The organism is Intrasporangium sp. DVR, assembly GCF_040365325.1.
In the GTDB taxonomy this organism is placed as follows: domain Bacteria; phylum Actinomycetota; class Actinomycetes; order Actinomycetales; family Dermatophilaceae; genus Intrasporangium.
In genome coordinates, this window is record NZ_BAABZW010000006.1 from 75,258 (window position 1) to 91,470 (window position 16,213).

Below are 16,213 nucleotides of genomic sequence, written 5' to 3' on the forward strand. Positions count from 1 at the left end.
CGCCCCGACGCCCGCCGGTGGGCGGCTCAGGACCGCGAGACCTCGACCCACCGCTCGATGACCCGGGTGGCTGCCCCCGAGTCGATCGCTTCGCCGGCCCGGTCCATGCCGGCTCGCAGGTCGCGCTCGAAGGAGGTCTGGTCGTTGCCCGAGTCGCGCCCCGTGAGCGCGAGGGCGATCCCCGCGTTGAGCAGCACCGCGTCGCGGACGGCACCTGTCGCGCCGGCGAAGACGTCCCGCACGACCTGGGCGTTGTGGGCGGCGTCGCCTCCACGGAGGTCATCGGTCGGGTGCAGCTCGAGACCCACCTTGGTCGGGTCCACGATCCGCTCGCTCACCGCCCCCGCACGAACCCACCAGACCGTGCTCGTGGTGGAGACCGTCACCTCGTCAAGCCCGTCGTCGCCGCGGAAGACGGCCGCGTCCTTGCCGCGGCTGGCGAAGACGCCGGCGAGCAGCGGAGCCATGCCGGCGTCCGCGCAGCCGATCGCTGCATAGGTCGGCTGGGCGGGGTTGGTCAGGGGACCCAGGAAGTTGAAGGCGCTCCCCACTCCGAGCTCTCGGCGGGGAACGGCCGTGTGTCGGAACGAGGGATGAAAGGTCTGGGCGAAGCAGAACGTGATGCCCGCCTGGTGGACGATCTCGACAACTCGCTCCGGAGGCAGCGACAGGTCGATGCCGAGAGCCTCGAGGACGTCGGCGGATCCGGACGAGGACGAGGCCGCGCGGTTGCCGTGCTTGACGATGCGGATGCCGGCGGCGGCCGCCACGATGGAGGACATCGTCGAGATGTTGACCGTGTGGGCACGATCCCCCCCAGTGCCCACGATGTCGAGGCTGGGCCCTTCGACCTCGATCCGGTGGGCCCTCGAGAGCATCACCTCCGCGAGGCCGCGCATCTCCTCGACGCTCTCCCCCTTGGCCCGGAGGCCGATGAGGAAGCCCGCGATCTGGGCGGGCGTCGCCTCGCCGTCCATGATCTGCGACATGGCCCACTCGACCGCTGCGCGGTCGAGGTCACGACCGGCGACGAGGTCGGTGTAGATGGAAGGCCAGGACAGATCGGCGTCCTGCGTCATCACTCGGCGCGGCTCAGGCGGAGGCGGGCGCGCCGGCGCGTGCGAGCAGCGCGACCGCTGAGGTCAGTGCGATCGGGTCGAGCGGGTGGGGGACGGCGAGGTCCGCCATCGACCAGGCCGCGAGCCACGAGTCCTGAGGACGACCGGTCAGCACGATGATCGGCGGACAGTTGAAGATCTCGTTCTTGAGCTGGCGAGCGAGACCCATGCCGCCGACCTTGGCCGCCTCGCCGTCGAGGATGAGGATGTCGAAGTGCTGGCCCTCGACGGCGCTGACGACGGCCGCGGCCGTGGCGCACTCGAACCACCGAACCACCTCGACGTCCTTCGCGGGGCGGCGACCGACCGCGGCACGCACCGCGTCACGCGTCGTAATGTCGTCGCTGTAGAGCAGCACACTCACCTGGTGCGGGGGCGTCGGGCCGGGGCTCCCCGCTTTGGTCTCGGTGGCGATCTCGTTCGAGGCGGTCATGCTGTCGATGCTACCGGCCGCCCGCTTCCCGTCAGGCGTCGCCCTCCGGCGACCAGCCCAGGCCCCGCGCGTCCGGCGACCGGCCCCCCGTGCGGGAGGCAGCGCGGGCACCCTGGAAGGACGCCGGGCAGGCCCCTGAAGTGCGGCAACGTCACGAAATCATCAGGACCTGACCGAAAACCGGGGGTCGCTGGCACACGCATCGTGGATTATGGGAATAATGACCGACGTGGCGACAGCATCAGCAATACCTTCAAGCGCAGTAGCGACCGTGGGTCATGGACCGGCGACCCGCCCCAACATGGTTGCCGTCGGCACCATTGTGTGGCTCTCGAGCGAGCTCATGTTCTTCGCGGGGCTGTTCGCGGTGTACTTCCAGCTCCGATCGGTGCGGGGCGAGCTCTGGGCGGAGCAGGTGGAGAAGCTCAACCTCCCCTTCGCGACGATCAACTGCATCGTGCTCGTCGTCTCCTCGGTCTGGTGCCAGCTCGGCGTCTGGAAGGCCGAGCGTGGACAGAAGGCACGCACGGGGTCGCTGCTCGACATCAGGAGCTGGGGCATGCGCGAGTGGTACGTCCTCACGTACCTCTTCGGCTCCTTCTTCATCGCCGGCCAGGTGATGGAGTACGCCGAGCTGGTCCACGAGAACGTCACCCTCAGCTCCGACGCCTACGGCTCGGTCTTCTACATGGCCACCGGCTTCCACGGCCTCCACGTGACCGGCGGACTCCTCGCCTTCCTGCTCATCATCGGGCGCACCTTCACGACCCGGCGCTACACGCATGCCAACGCCACCGGTGCCGTCGTGACCTCGTACTACTGGCACTTCGTCGACGTCGTGTGGATCGCCCTCTTCGCGACCATCTACATCCTCCGATGACGGGGAGCTCGCCACGCCCGGCTCGCCCGACCAGCACCACTCGCACAGCACCGACGGACGACAGGACCTCACAGTGAATGCCTTGGCCGCACGCCGACGACACCCCGCCGCGATGGCGCTGCTCATTCTCGTCGGTCTGCTCATCATGGGCGGCGCATACTCCTTCATCGCCCCCAAGGACGCCAACGCCTCCGCGTCCGTCGCCACGGCCTCCGTGGACGAGGGTCAGAAGCTCTTCCTCGGCAACTGCGCGTCCTGCCACGGCACGAATGCCCAGGGCACAGCCTCGGGGCCCTCGCTCGTCGGAGTCGGCGCCGCAGCCGTCGACTTCCAGGTCGGCACCGGTCGCATGCCGATGGCCCAGCCCGCCGTCCAGGCGCCCCGCAACGAGGTCAAGTTCGACGAGGACGAGATCGCCTCGCTGGCCGCGTACGTCGCCTCGCTGGGCCCCGGGCCGGCCGTCCCCGATGAGGAGGCCACCACCGTCCTCGAGCCCGGCACGGAGGACAACAACCGCGCCATCGCAGAGGGTGGCGAGATCTTCCGGGTCAACTGCGCCATGTGCCACAACTTCGCCGGCGCCGGCGGTGCTCTCACCCGGGGCAAGTACGCCCCCGGACTGGACGGCGTCGAGCCGAAGCACATCTACGAAGCCATGGTCACCGGTCCGCAGTCGATGCCCGTCTTCAGCGACACGAACCTCGACCCCGAGGCCAAGCAGAAGGTCATCTCCTACCTGAAGGCGCAGGAGGACGCGACGAACGTCGGCGGCCTCACCCTCGGCAACCTCGGCCCGGTGTCGGAGGGCCTCTTCGCCTGGGTCTTCATGCTCGGCATCCTCATCGGTGCCGCAGTCTGGCTCGGCAAGAAGGCCGCATGACGCGCGGCATCCCCCACCGCCATCACCACACCGTCCGGATCATGAGCGACAGGACATCCAACCGATGAACGACAACCAGACCACCGCGGCACCGGTCGAGAGCAGCGCCCTCGTGCCTGCCTCCGGTGACGGTCAGGTCCTGCCGGCGTCGCTGGCAGCCGGACCGGACACGTTCGAGAACCCTGGTCTGCCGCCGCACGTTCACCGTGCCGCCGACATCGACCCGGCAGCCGCCAAGCGGGCGGAGCGCCAGGTGGCGACGATGTTCGGGATCTCGATGCTCGGTGCGCTGGTCTTCGTCGTGAGCTACTTCGCGATCCGTGACGAGGCGACGTTCTTCCTTCCCGGCGTCGGCAAGGCCAGCATCCAGAACGTCGTGCTGGGGCTGTCGCTCGGGGTCTCCATCCTCTTCATCGGTCTCGGCGCCGTGCACTGGGCCAAGACCCTGATGTCCGACGAGGAGATCGTCGAGGAGCGCCACGCCCAAGCCTCCACCCCGGAGGCTCGCGCCGACGCAGTGGCCGTCGTCAGCGACGGTGCCGAGTCGACCGGGCTCACGCGGCGCCCGCTGCTCAAGTACTCGCTCGGTGGTGCCCTGGGCCTGTTCGCGCTCCCCCTTGGCCTGCAGATCGCCGGCTCCCTCGGGCCGGTCACGGTCGGGGAGCTCAAGGAGACCCTGTGGGATCCCGAGCACAACGACGGTAAGCCGATCCGCCTGATGCGGGATCCCGAGATGACCCCCATCAAGCTGGAGGAGGTCACGAACGGCTCGGTCTTCCACGTGATGCCTGAGACGCTCCAACACTCCATCGACGAGCGACGCCACGTTCTCGAGGGCAAGGCCAAGGCCGCGGTCATCCTGATCCGCCTCGACCCGAACGACATCAAGGTCCAGAAGGCACGGGACTGGGGTGTCGACGGGGTCGTCGCCTACTCCAAGATCTGCACGCACGTGGGCTGCGCCGTCGGCCTCTACGAGCAGCAGACCCACCACCTGCTGTGCCCCTGCCACCAGTCCACCTTCGACCTGACCGAGGACTGCAAGGTCATCTTCGGTCCGGCCAAGCGTGCGCTGCCGCAACTCAAGATCACCGTGGACGACGAGGGGTACCTCGTCGCGCCCGAAGGCTTCGCCGAGGCCGTCGGACCGAGCTTCTGGGAGCGTAAGCGATGAGCGCCACCTACCAGCCCCGTCACGCCGCGGAACTGCGCGATGGCGACCGAGCGGCCGAGCAGCGGCGCGCTGACCAGAAGCCGCTCGGCGGCATCGCCGGCTGGCTCGACGACCGGACCGGCGCGGCGAAGGGCACCAGCTACCTGCTCAAGAAGGTCTTCCCCGACCACTGGTCGTTCATGCTCGGCGAGATCGCGATGTACTCGATGATCGTGTGCCTGCTGACGGGCGTGTTCCTGACCTTCTGGTTCGTGCCGAGCCAGTCCCAGGTCGTCTACGACGGCTCCTACGTCCCACTCCAGGGTGTCGTCGTCTCCGACGCCTACCGGTCGACCCTCGCGATCTCCTTCGACATTCGCGGTGGGCTCCTGATCCGCCAAATCCACCACTGGGCCGCCCTGATCTTCGTCGTCGCGGTGTTCGTCCACATGGCGCGGGTCTTCTTCACGGGCGCCTTCCGCAAGCCCCGAGAGATCAACTGGGTCTTCGGCACGATCCTGTCGCTGCTTGCCGCCATCGAAGGCTTCGCCGGCTACTCACTGCCGGATGACCTTCTGTCGGGCACGGGGATCCGAGCGATGAACGGCTTTGTCCAGTCCGCGCCCGTCATCGGTTCGTACCTGTCCTACTTCATCTTCGGCGGCGCCTTCCCCGGTGAGTCGATCGTCCCGCGTCTCTACTCGGTGCACGTCCTGCTCATCCCCGCGATTCTCGTGGCGATCTTCACGGCGCACATCCTCCTGGTGTTCGTGCACAAGCACACGCAGTACCCCGGGCCCGGCCGGACCAACAACAACGTCGTCGGCTACCCGTTCATGCCGGTCTACATCGCCAAGGCGGGCGGCTTCTTCTTCATCGTCTTCGGTGTCATCGCCCTCGTGTCGGCCGTCGTGACGATCAACCCGATCTGGGCTTACGGGCCGTACGACCCGTCGCCGGTCACCGCCGGATCCCAACCTGACTGGTACATGGGCTTCGCCGACGGGGCCCTCCGTCTCGTCCCGGGTTGGCTCGAGTTCGAGTCATGGGGCGGCTTCACGTGGAGCATGAACATCTTCCCGTTCTCGCTCATCCTGCTGCCGGCCATGTGGACGCTCATCGGGATCTATCCCTTCGTCGAGAAGTGGGTCACGGGTGACAACCGGGAGCACCACCTGCTCGACCGTCCGCGCAACGCCCCCACCCGCACCGCGATCGGTGTTGCCGGCATCGTGATGTACGCGGTGTTGATGTTCGCTGCGGGCAACGACCTCATGGCGATCAAGCTGCACCTGTCGATCAACGACATCACCAACGCGCTGAGGTTGCTCTTCTTCATCGGCCCGCCGATCGCCTTCTGGATCACCAAGCGGATCTGTCTCAGCCTCCAGCGCGCTGACCGTCAGAAGGTTCTGCACGGCCGCGAGACGGGCACCATCTGGAGGCATGCGGATGGTCGCTTCGAGGAGATCCACGCGCCGCTCACCCCGGCGGAGCGGTGGCCGCTGGTGCAGCACGAGGTCTTCGAGCCGTTCCAGGTCACCCACGAGGTGGATGCCAACGGAGTCGCGCGGCCCGCAGCCCGCAAGGACCGCCTGCGCGCGAAGCTCTCGCACTTCTACTTCCGCGACCGGGTGCCCGTCGCCACTCCGTCCGAGCTCGAGGCGGCACACCATGCGCACGACGTCGAAGCGGCGCACGAGGAGATTCTGGAGCCCGAGGCGATCGAGCCTGCCGGGCGGCCCTGAGATGTCCTGATCGCTCCATGAGGAGGCCCCACCACGGCAGCCGTGGTGGGGCCTCCTTGCGCGGCGCTACCCCTCGAGGTCGTGGGGCGCCGCGCAAGGTCACACCGGGCGCCCTGGCAGCCGAGGCACTCCCCGGCGTGCGAGACTCCCCTGGTGCAGCACCTGAGTGACGACCAGTTCGAGTCAGCGGTGTCGGACGCGCTCGACAGCATCCCGCCGCAGCTGGCCCAGGCCATGGACAACGTCGTCGTCCTGATCGAGCAGGAGCCGCCCCCGGAGGACCCCGACCTCCTCGGGGTCTACGACGGCACCCCCCTCACCGAGCGGGACGGATGGTGGGCCGCAGGTGCGCTACCAGACCGGATCACCATCTACCAAGGCCCGCTGGAGCGCATGTGCGGCTCCGAGGACGAGCTTCGCGACGAGATCGCCATCACGGTCGTGCACGAGATCGCGCACCACTTCGGCATCGACGACGAGCACCTGCACGAGCTGGGGTGGGGCTGAGCCGAGCGAAAGCATCGCGACTGGGGTCTTTACCGGACCGGCGGTCCGGGTTACGGTCGAAGAACAGTCACCACAGGATCGGACGGAGGTGCTATCCAATGTTCTCTCCCAGACGATCGCACCGAGAGCCCGAGGGGCCGTGACATCCTGAGGTCTCCGTGAGGGGGAAGGATCACTGATCCTTCCCCCTCACGCATGCCTGGGCGACATGGCGAAGCCCCCGCGAGCGACCGCAGGGGCTTCGAGCTGGGTGGTGACGAGTCAGATGGAGTACTTGCCGGAGAAGGACTCAAAGACCCAGAGGACCGTGGCGACGACACCGAAGAAGGCGCCGATGATGAAGAGCCACCAGCCGATCGCCAGACCCGCAAACATGATGGCCCCGGCGCCGGCCAGCCAGAGCGGCGTCCAGGAGCTGGCCACGAAGTAGCCGTAGTTGCCCTCCGCTTCCTCGATCTCCCCGCTGGCGTTGTCCTCGGGGCGGAGGGGCAGCTTCTTGCCGGTCATCCAGAAGTAGAAGCCGGTCAGCAGGAACAGACCGGCGGTCAGGGTGAGGGCGACGACACCGATCGGCTCCTTCCAGTCCGACCAGAAGCCGTAGACCAGGGTGACCGGGGCGAAGAACGCGAGCAGGTAGAAGAACAGCTTGGTCTCGACGCGCATCGTCACTCTCCCTTGGGCTCGTGGGTCGTCGAACGCGTCGTGGGGGTCGCGTCGAGGTCCGCCGGGCCCATCACCTGGACGAGTGTCCCGCGGTCCGGCACCGGCCGGGCGCCGGGAGCGGCCTCCGGGTGGTGCAGGTCGAACGCGGGACGCTCAGAGCGGATCCGGGGCAGCGAGGTGAAGTTGTGCCGCGGAGGCGGGCAGGAGGTCGCCCACTCCAGGGATGCTCCGTAGCCCCACGGGTCGTCGACGCCGACGAGCGGCGCCTTCTTCCACGTGCGCCAGACGTTGTACATGAACGGGATCATCGAGGCCCCGAGCAGGAGTGCACCGATGCTCGAGACGATGTTGCCCGTCTGGAAGTTCTCTTCCGGCAGGTAGTCGGCGTAGCGGCGGGCCATGCCCTCGATGCCGAGCCAGTGCTGGATGAGGAACGTCGTGTGGAAGCCGAGGAACAGCATCCAGAAGTGGATCTTGCCGAGCTTCTCGTTGAGCATCCGGCCGGTCAGCTTGGGCCACCAGAAGTAGAAGCCCGCGAACATCGCGAAGACGACCGTGCCGAAGACGGTGTAGTGGAAGTGCGCGACGACGAAGTAGCTGTCGGAGAGGTGGAAGTCGAGGGCCGGGCTGGCGAGGATGACGCCGGTGAGGCCGCCGAAGAGGAAGGTGACGAGGAAGCCCATCGCCCAGAGCATGGGAGTGTCCATCGACACCTTGCCGCCCCACATGGTGCCGATCCAGTTGAAGAACTTCACCCCGGTCGGCACCGCGATGAGCATCGTCATCACCGCGAAGAACGGTAGGAGGACCTGGCCAGTGACATACATGTGGTGGGCCCACACTGCCGTCGAGAGCGCCGCGATGGCGATCGTTGCGAAGACGAGCGTCTTGTAACCGAAGATCGGCTTGCGCGAGAAGACCGGAATGACCTCGCTGATGATCCCGAAGAACGGCAGCGCGATGACGTAGACCTCTGGATGCCCGAAGAACCAGAACAGGTGCTGCCAGAGCATGGCACCGCCGTTCTCGGGGTCGAAGATGTGCATCCCGAAGCGCCGGTCACCACCGAGGGCGAAGAGCGCCGCGGCAAGGATCGGGAAGATGATCAGGATGAGGATCGAGGTGATCAGCGTGGTCCACGTGAAGACCGGCATCCGGAACATCGTCATGCCGGGGGCGCGCATGCACACGATGGTGGTGATGAAGTTGACGGCGCCGAGAATCGTGCCGAAGCCGGCGAAGGCGAGGCCGAAGACCCAGAGGTCACCGCCCAGTCCCGGGCTGTAGCTCTCGGTGGACAACGGTGTGTAGGCGAACCAGCCGAAGGACGCCGCGCCCTGGGGGGTGAGGAAGCCGGCCGCTGCGATGAGACCACCGAAGAGGTAGAGCCAGTAGGCGAACATGTTGAGTCGCGGGAAGGCGACGTCGGGCGCACCGATCTGGAGCGGCATGAGCGCGTTGGCGAAGCCTGCGAAGAGCGGGGTCGCGAAGAGCAGCAGCATGATCGTGCCGTGCATCGTGAACAGCTGGTTGAACTGCTCCTTGGTGTCCACGACCTGCAGGCCCGGGGAGACCAGCTCCGCACGGATCAGCAGGGCCATGATCCCGCCGACGAGGAACCACACGAAGGCGGTGATGAAGTAGAGGTTGCCGATGACCTTGTGGTCGGTCGTCGTCACCCATTTGACGAAGGTCCGACCCTTGATCTCGGAACGGGGCGTGATCGGCGCTCGGGTGCCCGGCGCGGAGCCCGTGGTGCTGCGGTCTGCGGTCGTGGTCATCAGTTGCTCCCGGTGCGAGCAGGTTCGGGGATCAGTTCGGCGTCGCCCTCGACGAGCTCCTCGCGGCTGGCGTCGACCGGCAGCTGGCCGGTCTGGCCGAGCTCGGCGAGGCGCGTCATCTGCTGGTCGTACTCCTCCTGGGAGACGACCTTGACCATGAAGAGCATCTCGGCGTGGTAGGCGCCGCAGAGCTCGGCGCACTTGCCCTGGAACTCTCCGGTCTGGGTCGGGACGATCTGGAGGCGGTTGGTCTTGCCGGGGATCATGTCGAGCTTGGTCATGAAGGCAGGGACCCAGAAGCTGTGGATGACGTCGCGGGAGTTGAGCACGAACTGGACCCGCTGGTTGACCGGCAGGTAGAGCACCGGCATCTTGTCGCGGGCGCCCTCCGCACCGGTCAGCTCGGTGTGCACGCCGGTCTCGTAGACGTCGGAGTCGACGTAGTTGAAGTCCCAGCTCCACTGCTTGGCGACGACGCTGATCGTCACGTCGGGGGTCTTGCTGTTGTCGGTGAGGGCCGCCTCGTCGCGGGCTGTGTAGTAGAAGAAGACGGCGACCATGAAGATCGGGATGATCGTGTAGAGCAGCTCGACGGGCACGTTGTAGCGGAGCTGGACCGGCAGCGTGTCGTCGCCCTTGCGGCGCCGGAAACGCACGGCCGCATAGAGCATGAGACCCCACGTGATCACGCCGACGGCGAGGACGGCGATCCAGGCGCCGACCCAGAGGTCCGTGACCCGCTCTCCGCTGTCGGAGATCGCCTGGGGCATGAAGCCGTTGGAAACCTGACCCTGGCAACCGGCCAGCGCCAGGGCGCTCACCGCCACCAGACCCGCTACGCGTAGGCCCCTGCGTCGGCCGGACGTCCGTGGCGTCGCGGTCATCACCGGGGTGTCTTCGTGCTCAGGCACCAGGTGCACCTTTCATTCCGTCTCCACACCATACAAAGCAAAAAGGGCATCGCCCAGAGAACACGGGCGTGCTCAATGCCGAACCCTACCGCCATGCCCCCCGTCATGTCGGGATGGGTCCAGATAACGTTGCAGCGTGGCGAACGAGTCTCCCAGCCTGCCGCTGCAGCGGCGCCTTCTCGACGCCGCCACGGGCCCACTCCATCCGGTCGCCCGCGACACCTTGGCCGCGGCGCTGGAGGCGGGGTGGGCGGACCCCTCGCGCGTCTACGCCGAGGGCCGGCGGGCCGGCGCGCTGCTCGCCCGCGCGCGCGAGGTCGTGGCGGAAGGGCTGGGTGTCAGGCCCGGGGAGGTGAGCTTCCTGCCGAGCGGGCCCACCGCGCTGGCGCGGGCGGTGGAGGGCGTGCTGTATGCCGCTGAGCGCCGTGGCGCTCGGACCGTGGCCTCCGCGGTGGAGCACTCCGCGGTCCTCGTGCCGGGTCGGGCGAGGGCGGCCCGTTCGGGCGCGCCGGAACGCTTCGCCGAGGTGCGGGTCACCCCGAGCGGCGCCGTCGACCTCGACGCCTGGGCCGAGGCCGTCTCCGCGCCGGGCACGGTCGTCGCGGTCCTCCAGCACGCCAACGGCGAGGTCGGGACCCGGCAACCGCTGCAGGAGGCTCGGGCGCTGAGCCGGCCCAGCGGCATACCTCTGGTGGTGGACGCGACGGCGTCCCTGGGTCGGGACGCCGTCCCCACCGCCTGGGACGTGCTCGTCGGCGACGCCCGCTCCTGGGGCGGACCCCCGCTCGGGGTCCTCGTCGTGCGGGAGGGCACCCGCTGGCACTGGCCCGACGCGCGGGCCGATGTCGAGCACGGACGCACCGACGTCACGCCGTGGGTTCCGCTCGCCCTCGCGGCGGCGGAGGCATGGCAGCAGACCGCCGCCGCACGAGAGAGCGACGCCGCCGAGGCGCGGACGCTGGTCGACCGACTTCGGGCAGCAGCCTCGGCGGTGCCCGACACCGAGGTCGTCGGAGACCCCGTCGACCGGCTCCCCCACGTCGTCACCTTCTCGAGCCTCTACGCCGACGGGGAGGCGCTCGTCGGCGCCTTCGACCGGCAGGGCCTCTCCGTGGCCAGCGGCTCGGCCTGCACCTCGAGCACCCTCGAGCCGAGCCACGTCCTGGCCGCGATGGGCGCGCTGACCCACGGCAACGTCCGGGTGACGCTCCCCCTCGCGTCGGTGAGCCCCGACCGGGCCGAGGACGTCGACGCGCTGTGCGCGCTGCTCGCACCGACGATCGAAGCCGTGCGCGCCGAGCTCGGGGTGGCCGGGTTGTGAGCACCCCCGAGGCCCCCGAGGCCCCCGAGACCCCCGAGACCCCCGAGACCCCCGAGGACCGAGAGGCACCCGACCGCGTCGTCGACGCGCGCGGGATGCGGTGCCCGCTGCCCGTGATCGAGCTCGCCCGGCAGGTCACGGAGTGGGCGGCTGCGGGTCGGGTCATCGTCCTGGCCACCGACCCGGCGGCGGCCCACGACATCCCAGCGTGGTGCCGGATGCGCGGTCACCGGTTCGTCGAGGAGCGTCCTGCCGGCGACCACACCGTCTATGTCGTGGACGTCCTCGAGTCGTGAGCAACCGCCACGCCGGTGGCGGAGAGTGCCCGCCTCAGGCCCACGCCGCCGGAAGCGGGGCCTCCAGCGCGACGGCGAGCAGTCCGCGGTACTCCTCCCGGGGCACCTCGGTCACACCGAGGGTCGCCAGATGGTCGGTCCGCCACTGGACGTCGATGAGCCGGCGAGGGTCGCCGTCCTCCGCGAGCAGGTCGTGCAGCCCCACGAGGGCGACCTTGGAGGCGTCGCGCGCCGCATGGAACATCGACTCCCCGGCGAAGAGGCCACCGATGGCGACGCCGTAGAGGCCACCGACGAGCCGGCCGTGCTCCCACGCCTCGATCGAGTGGGCCCAGCCTGCCTCGTGCATGCCGACGTAGGCCTCGACGATTCGGGGCGTGATCCACCGGCCGGTCCGCCTGGGGTCCGCGCAGGCGAGGACGACCTGCTCGAACGCGGTGTCGACCCGCACGTCGAAGCGGGACAGGGACTTCCGCAGCGACCGGCTGACCTTGACGTCGCCTATCCGGAGGATGCCGCGGGGGTCTGGCGACCACCAGCCCAACGGCTCCGCACCGTGCTCACCGATCCCCATGGGGAAGGCGCCGACGGTGTAGGCCTCATAGAGGGTGGCCACGTCGAGGTCGGCGCCGATGCCGATCAGCTCCTCGCCGGGTGGGACCCGGTCGAGGTCGAAGTCCCACGGGGTGGGCGGCGGTGGGGTGGGCACGCAGGGCCGTCCTCGTCAGGCGGCGACAGCTGGACGGCAGGGGTCCACGGGTCAGGGCCGCTCACACTCGATGTGGGGCCCGATCTCGGCCGCTGAGTCGTCCCCGTAGGCCTCGGCCAACCGGTCGAGGAAGTGGGCCTTCCTCAGGGAGTACTCCTGCGTTCCGACCGTCTCGATGACGTACGTCGCGAGCATCGAGCCGAGCTCGGCGCATCGTCGCACCGGCAGGTCGGCGGCCAGCCCGGTGAGGAACCCGGCCCGGAAGGCGTCCCCGACACCGGTGGGGTCGGCCTTGCGGACCTCGCGCGCCGCGCCCACGTGGAGGGGCTCCTCGCCGCGCACCCGGACGACGACGCCGGCCTTGCCCTGTGTCTTGACCTGGACGCGCACCCGGTCGGCGAGCTGCTCGTCGCTCCAGCCGGTCTTCTGGCAGGCGATCCCCGCCTCGTACTCGTTGGTGAACAGGTACTCGGCGCCGTCGATGAGCCCGGCGATGCCCTCGCCGTCGAGGAACGCGAGCTGCTGCGAGGGGTCCGCGGCGAAGGGGATGCCCCGCGCGCGACACTCGTCGGAGTGTCGCTGCATCGCGAGCGGGTCGTTCGCGCCGATGACGACGAGGTCGAGTCCACCGACCCGCTCGGCGACCGGGGCGAGCTCGATGTCCCGCGCCTCCGCCATGGCCCCGGTGTAGAAGGTCGCGATCTGGGCCATGTCCTGGTCGGTGGTGCAGATGAACCTTGCCGTGTGCTGCGACTCGGAGTAGTGGACCGACTGGCAGTCGACGCCGTGTCGCTCGAGCCACGAGCGGTAGTCGGTGAAGTCCTCACCGACGGCGCCGACGAGGATCGGCCGTTGGCCCAGCGAGGCCATCCCGAAGGCGATGTTGGCCGCCACCCCGCCACGTCGGACCTGGAGGTCCTCCGTGAGGAAGGAGAGGGAGATCTTGTCGAGCTGCTCGACGACGAGCGAGTCGGCGAACAGTCCTTCGAAGGTCATCAGGTGGTCGGTGGCGATGGAACCGGTGATGGCGATCTGCACAGGGGAAACCTAGCGTGCCGGCGCGGGGGTGCGCCGATGCGCAGGCCGGCGCCGACCGGTCCCCCGCCGCTCCAGGTGGGCCACGCACTGACTCGGAGCGACCAGCGGGTCGAGCCGCGTGACGCCGAGGGGTGCATCGACGGCCTCGAGCAGGCCCTCCATGAGGCCACGGTGGACCGCGCAGACGACATCGAGGTGTCGGGTGGCCACCTCGAGGAAGGGGCAGGAGCTGACATCGATCCGGACCTCGCCGGCGTCGTCGACCGAGGGACGGGACTCGAACCCCATCCCGGCCAGCGTGTCGACGACGAGCGCGGCGGCCTCCACAGCCGTCGCGGGGTGGTCCCGACTCACCGCGGCGGCCCTGCCGAAGGCTCGGCCGGCGTCCGCGGCGGTCCGGGTGGGGTCAGCGGCGCTCGTGCCGACATGGGCCGCGAGGATCTCCGCGAGCAGCCGGTAGCTGCGGTGGGCGGTCCGCGGCGGGGCCACGGCGAGGTAGTGGGTCCGCGGGCGACCCGGCAGGGTGCGCTCCTCACGCTCGCGCGAGACGACCCCCGCATCGCACAGGGCCTCCAGATGGAACCGGGCAGTGTTCGGGTGGGTCCCGAGACGAGTCGCCAGCTCCGCGGCGGTGACGGGGCCGGGCGCTTCCCGCACTGCTGCGAGGACGCGGGCTCGGGAGGGACCGAACTGCTGCCCCTCGTCGGCCGGGTCAGGCGGCGGGATGCTCACGTGCTCGATCGTCCCACGCGCCGAGGCCGCGATCGCGCAGCCGTGCGCCGAGCCAGTCGACCGCCTCGACCCCGACGAAGGTCTCTCCCCCGGCCCGGACCGTCGGGACGGTCCCTCCGAGCTCGCGCCACTGCGAACGCCAGTCCCGCACCAGGTGCCAGGCTGCGCTGGAGATGGGACCGCCCGTGACGTCGCAGGCGTGGCCCCAGCGCCACACGGGCTCACACGTGGACGTGCCCTTGCGGAGGTCCTCGGCGAGGAGAGCCCGCAGGGTGCGGGCGTCGTCGAGGTCGACCGACTGCTCCCAGAAGGCCTCGAAGAGCGTGCGCCGGACGGGCCGGGCGACGCCACTCGCATACGCCTCGGCATAGGCCGACGTCGCAGCCCCGGTGAACGGCGCGTGTCCGTTGGTCGTGTGGGGCAGCGTCTCCCCCGGCAGCAGGTGTCCGAGCACCTGCTGGACCTCGCGGTGCACCGTCTGGAGACGCTCGGCGTGATCGGCCGGAGTGAGGTGGCGCCACCGCTCGTGCTGGACGGTGCGCCAGTCGACCGCGACACCGTCGTCCGCGAGGGCTTCGGTGCGGCGCCAGGCGAGGTGGCTCCAGGGGCAGGTGAAGTCCCCCCAGGCGGTGATCTCGGTGATCTCGGTGACCTTGGTGACCTTGGTGACCTTGGTGACCTCGGTGGTCCCGATGACCTCGTTCTCTCGCGGTGCCATCGCCATCGGCTCTTCTCCTCTCACGATCCCCCGGTCTAGAGTGTTTTTACAACTTCGTTGTGAAAACCTCAAGAGGTGAGCTCATGACCTACGTGATCGGCAGCCCGTGCATCGATGTCAAGGACCGGGCCTGCGTCGAGGAGTGCCCCGTCGACTGCATCTACGAGGGGCAGCGGTCGCTCTACATCCACCCCGACGAGTGCGTCGACTGTGGCGCCTGCGAGCCGGTGTGTCCGGTCGAGGCGATCTTCTACGAGGACGACCTGCCCGCCGAGCTGCAGCCGTACCTGCAGGACAACGCGGACTTCTTCGAGGAGACCATGCCTGGGCAGGGTGAGCCGCTCGGTTCTCCGGGGGGCGCTGCGGCCCTCGGCCCGCTCCCCTTCGACACACCGCTCGTGGCGTCCTTCCCGGCCCGCGAGACGGAGTGAGCCGGATGGGCGCCCACCGGCACCCGTCCCGTCGGACTACTGCTCGGTAGGCCTGTCCGGTTCCGACCGGCGCGCCTAACGTGGGCGGTATGGCAACCGCGACCGTTCCGACCCCGCCCGAGCTGCTCGAGTTCCCGACCCCGCGCGACGGGCTCGACAGCGGCAGCGTCGGCGAGCTCGCCGACGACTGCCGAGCCATCGACCTGCCGGAGTTCGCGCCCCTGGCACCACGGCAGCAGCATGTCGACATCGACGTGCCCGAGGGCGCCGCCTCGATGGTCACCGATCTCGACGACTACGGATTCTGACCCGGCGACGCGCCGGAGGGAGCCTCGCCGCGGCACGGCGCCCAGCGACATCCGCCAGGTATGACGAAGGGCCCAACCACCCGGTGGGGCCCTTCGTCAGGATGGTCGGGCGGACTCAGCTGAAGGAGTCGCCGCAGGCGCAGCTGCTGCCGGCGTTGGGGTTGTCGATCGTGAAGCCCTGCTTCTCGATCGTGTCGGCGAAGTCGATCGTCGCACCCTCGAGGTAGGGCGAGCTCATCCGGTCGACGACGACCTCGACCCCGTCGTAGTCGCGGACCAGGTCACCGTCGAGCGTGCGCTCGTCGAAGTAGAGCTGGTAGATCAGGCCCGAGCAGCCACCGGGCTGAACGCCCACGCGGAGGCGCAGGTCGTCCCGGCCCTCCTGCTCGAGCAGGCTCTTGACCTTCGCCGCCGCCACGTCGGTGAGGATCACACCGTGGGCGGGAGCCTCGGTCTGGACCTCGGCGGAAGCGTTCGTCTCGACACTCATGTGCTGTCCTTCGCGTCATGGAGCATGGGTCTCGAGTGACAACCCAAGCGGAGTCGGAAGTGTTCCCGATGTCCCAAGGATACGTCGCTCCGCGCG

The 16,213-nt window shown here is 69.1% G+C and carries 19 protein-coding genes; 9 read left to right on the top strand and 10 right to left on the bottom strand.

The genetic code is table 11. The annotated features are described in order from the left end of the window. Positions 1–26 precede the first annotated feature (26 nt). Together trpD and ABWV20_RS07725 are read right to left on the bottom strand one after the other, a co-directional pair. Positions 27–1,079, bottom strand: coding sequence for an anthranilate phosphoribosyltransferase (gene trpD / locus ABWV20_RS07720; protein ID WP_353354415.1), 1,053 nt, complete (start codon positions 1,077–1,079; stop codon positions 27–29). A gap of 13 nt (positions 1,080–1,092) precedes the next feature. Next, complete coding sequence (locus tag ABWV20_RS07725; protein WP_353354303.1) at positions 1,093–1,551, bottom strand: PleD family two-component system response regulator; 459 nt, start codon at positions 1,549–1,551, stop codon at positions 1,093–1,095. A gap of 220 nt (positions 1,552–1,771) precedes the next feature. On the opposite strand from ABWV20_RS07725, the gene ctaE reads away from it, so the two are divergent. The 5 genes from ctaE to ABWV20_RS07750 all read left to right on the top strand — a co-directional run bounded on the left by ctaE (position 1,772) and on the right by ABWV20_RS07750 (position 6,719). Beyond that, positions 1,772–2,431, top strand: a complete 660-nt coding sequence (gene ctaE / locus ABWV20_RS07730; RefSeq protein WP_353354305.1) for an aa3-type cytochrome oxidase subunit III — start codon at positions 1,772–1,774, stop codon at positions 2,429–2,431. Positions 2,432–2,504: 73 nt separating this feature from the next. Then, positions 2,505–3,311, top strand: a complete 807-nt coding sequence (gene qcrC, locus ABWV20_RS07735) for a cytochrome bc1 complex diheme cytochrome c subunit (protein WP_353354306.1) — start codon at positions 2,505–2,507, stop codon at positions 3,309–3,311. Positions 3,312–3,375: 64 nt separating this feature from the next. After that, entirely contained in the window at positions 3,376–4,485 is a 1,110-nt protein-coding gene (gene qcrA / locus ABWV20_RS07740; protein WP_353354307.1) for a cytochrome bc1 complex Rieske iron-sulfur subunit, read from the top strand. Then, complete coding sequence (gene qcrB / locus ABWV20_RS07745; RefSeq protein ID WP_353354308.1) at positions 4,482–6,212, top strand: cytochrome bc1 complex cytochrome b subunit; 1,731 nt, start codon at positions 4,482–4,484, stop codon at positions 6,210–6,212. Before qcrA ends, qcrB begins: the two co-directional genes overlap by 4 nt. Positions 6,213–6,365: 153 nt before the next feature. Beyond that, the gene (locus tag ABWV20_RS07750; RefSeq protein ID WP_353354309.1) at positions 6,366–6,719 is read left to right on the top strand and encodes a metallopeptidase family protein; all 354 of its coding nucleotides are present in this window, start codon (positions 6,366–6,368) and stop codon (positions 6,717–6,719) included. Between the two features lie 261 nt (positions 6,720–6,980). Here the strand turns inward: ABWV20_RS07750 and ABWV20_RS07755 are convergent, their stop codons facing one another. The 3 genes from ABWV20_RS07755 to ctaC are packed head-to-tail and all read right to left on the bottom strand — an operon-like array spanning position 6,981 to position 10,083. Then, positions 6,981–7,382, bottom strand: coding sequence for a cytochrome c oxidase subunit 4 (locus ABWV20_RS07755; protein WP_353354311.1), 402 nt, complete (start codon positions 7,380–7,382; stop codon positions 6,981–6,983). 2 nt (positions 7,383–7,384) lie between these two features. Next, the gene (gene ctaD / locus ABWV20_RS07760; RefSeq protein WP_353354312.1) at positions 7,385–9,163 is read right to left on the bottom strand and encodes an aa3-type cytochrome oxidase subunit I; all 1,779 of its coding nucleotides are present in this window, start codon (positions 9,161–9,163) and stop codon (positions 7,385–7,387) included. Next, a complete protein-coding gene (ctaC, locus tag ABWV20_RS07765) occupies positions 9,163–10,083 on the bottom strand; it encodes an aa3-type cytochrome oxidase subunit II (RefSeq protein ID WP_353354314.1) in 921 nt (306 codons plus the stop codon). Before ctaC ends, ctaD begins: the two co-directional genes overlap by 1 nt. 127 nt (positions 10,084–10,210) lie before the next feature. On the opposite strand from ctaC, the gene ABWV20_RS07770 reads away from it, so the two are divergent. Together ABWV20_RS07770 and ABWV20_RS07775 are read left to right on the top strand one after the other, a co-directional pair. Further along, entirely contained in the window at positions 10,211–11,395 is a 1,185-nt protein-coding gene (locus ABWV20_RS07770) for a cysteine desulfurase family protein (RefSeq protein WP_353354316.1), read from the top strand. Continuing rightward, entirely contained in the window at positions 11,392–11,691 is a 300-nt protein-coding gene (locus tag ABWV20_RS07775) for a sulfurtransferase TusA family protein (protein ID WP_353354318.1), read from the top strand. Before ABWV20_RS07770 ends, ABWV20_RS07775 begins: the two co-directional genes overlap by 4 nt. Positions 11,692–11,725: 34 nt before the next feature. Here the strand turns inward: ABWV20_RS07775 and aat are convergent, their stop codons facing one another. The 4 genes from aat to ABWV20_RS07795 are packed head-to-tail and all read right to left on the bottom strand — an operon-like array spanning position 11,726 to position 14,894. Further along, on the bottom strand, positions 11,726–12,400 hold the full coding sequence (aat, locus tag ABWV20_RS07780) for a leucyl/phenylalanyl-tRNA--protein transferase (RefSeq protein WP_353354319.1): 675 nt from the start codon (positions 12,398–12,400) through the stop codon (positions 11,726–11,728). Between the two features lie 51 nt (positions 12,401–12,451). Next, the gene (locus ABWV20_RS07785; RefSeq protein WP_353354320.1) at positions 12,452–13,438 is read right to left on the bottom strand and encodes a carbohydrate kinase family protein; all 987 of its coding nucleotides are present in this window, start codon (positions 13,436–13,438) and stop codon (positions 12,452–12,454) included. 9 nt (positions 13,439–13,447) lie between these two features. Beyond that, positions 13,448–14,170: a helix-turn-helix transcriptional regulator gene (locus ABWV20_RS07790; protein WP_353354321.1), complete on the bottom strand. Its 723-nt coding sequence runs from the start codon at positions 14,168–14,170 to the stop codon at positions 13,448–13,450. Further along, positions 14,151–14,894 carry a DsbA family oxidoreductase gene (locus ABWV20_RS07795; protein ID WP_353354322.1) on the bottom strand — a complete coding sequence of 248 codons (744 nt, stop codon included), beginning with the start codon at positions 14,892–14,894 and terminating at the stop codon, positions 14,151–14,153. Before ABWV20_RS07795 ends, ABWV20_RS07790 begins: the two co-directional genes overlap by 20 nt. A gap of 77 nt (positions 14,895–14,971) precedes the next feature. Between ABWV20_RS07795 and fdxA the strand changes: the two genes are divergently transcribed. Next, complete coding sequence (gene fdxA, locus ABWV20_RS07800; protein WP_353354324.1) at positions 14,972–15,319, top strand: ferredoxin; 348 nt, start codon at positions 14,972–14,974, stop codon at positions 15,317–15,319. An 89-nt stretch (positions 15,320–15,408) separates the two neighbouring features. Then, positions 15,409–15,627 carry a hypothetical protein gene (locus ABWV20_RS07805; RefSeq protein WP_353354325.1) on the top strand — a complete coding sequence of 73 codons (219 nt, stop codon included), beginning with the start codon at positions 15,409–15,411 and terminating at the stop codon, positions 15,625–15,627. Positions 15,628–15,742: 115 nt separating this feature from the next. Here the strand turns inward: ABWV20_RS07805 and erpA are convergent, their stop codons facing one another. Next, positions 15,743–16,117 carry an iron-sulfur cluster insertion protein ErpA gene (gene erpA / locus ABWV20_RS07810; protein ID WP_353354326.1) on the bottom strand — a complete coding sequence of 125 codons (375 nt, stop codon included), beginning with the start codon at positions 16,115–16,117 and terminating at the stop codon, positions 15,743–15,745. Between the last annotated feature and the right edge of the window lie 96 nt (positions 16,118–16,213).

Coding starts and splice junctions, on each gene's coding strand:
- trpD (WP_353354415.1), bottom strand. CDS start 1,079: ATGACGCAGGACGCCGATCTGTCCTGGCCTTCCATCTACACCGACCTC.
- ABWV20_RS07725 (WP_353354303.1), bottom strand. CDS start 1,551: ATGACCGCCTCGAACGAGATCGCCACCGAGACCAAAGCGGGGAGCCCC.
- ctaE (WP_353354305.1), top strand. CDS start 1,772: ATGACCGACGTGGCGACAGCATCAGCAATACCTTCAAGCGCAGTAGCG.
- qcrA (WP_353354307.1), top strand. CDS start 3,376: ATGAACGACAACCAGACCACCGCGGCACCGGTCGAGAGCAGCGCCCTC.
- qcrB (WP_353354308.1), top strand. CDS start 4,482: ATGAGCGCCACCTACCAGCCCCGTCACGCCGCGGAACTGCGCGATGGC.
- ABWV20_RS07755 (WP_353354311.1), bottom strand. CDS start 7,382: ATGCGCGTCGAGACCAAGCTGTTCTTCTACCTGCTCGCGTTCTTCGCC.
- ctaD (WP_353354312.1), bottom strand. CDS start 9,163: ATGACCACGACCGCAGACCGCAGCACCACGGGCTCCGCGCCGGGCACC.
- ABWV20_RS07795 (WP_353354322.1), bottom strand. CDS start 14,894: ATGGCGATGGCACCGCGAGAGAACGAGGTCATCGGGACCACCGAGGTC.
- fdxA (WP_353354324.1), top strand. CDS start 14,972: ATGACCTACGTGATCGGCAGCCCGTGCATCGATGTCAAGGACCGGGCC.
- ABWV20_RS07805 (WP_353354325.1), top strand. CDS start 15,409: ATGGCAACCGCGACCGTTCCGACCCCGCCCGAGCTGCTCGAGTTCCCG.
- erpA (WP_353354326.1), bottom strand. CDS start 16,117: ATGAGTGTCGAGACGAACGCTTCCGCCGAGGTCCAGACCGAGGCTCCC.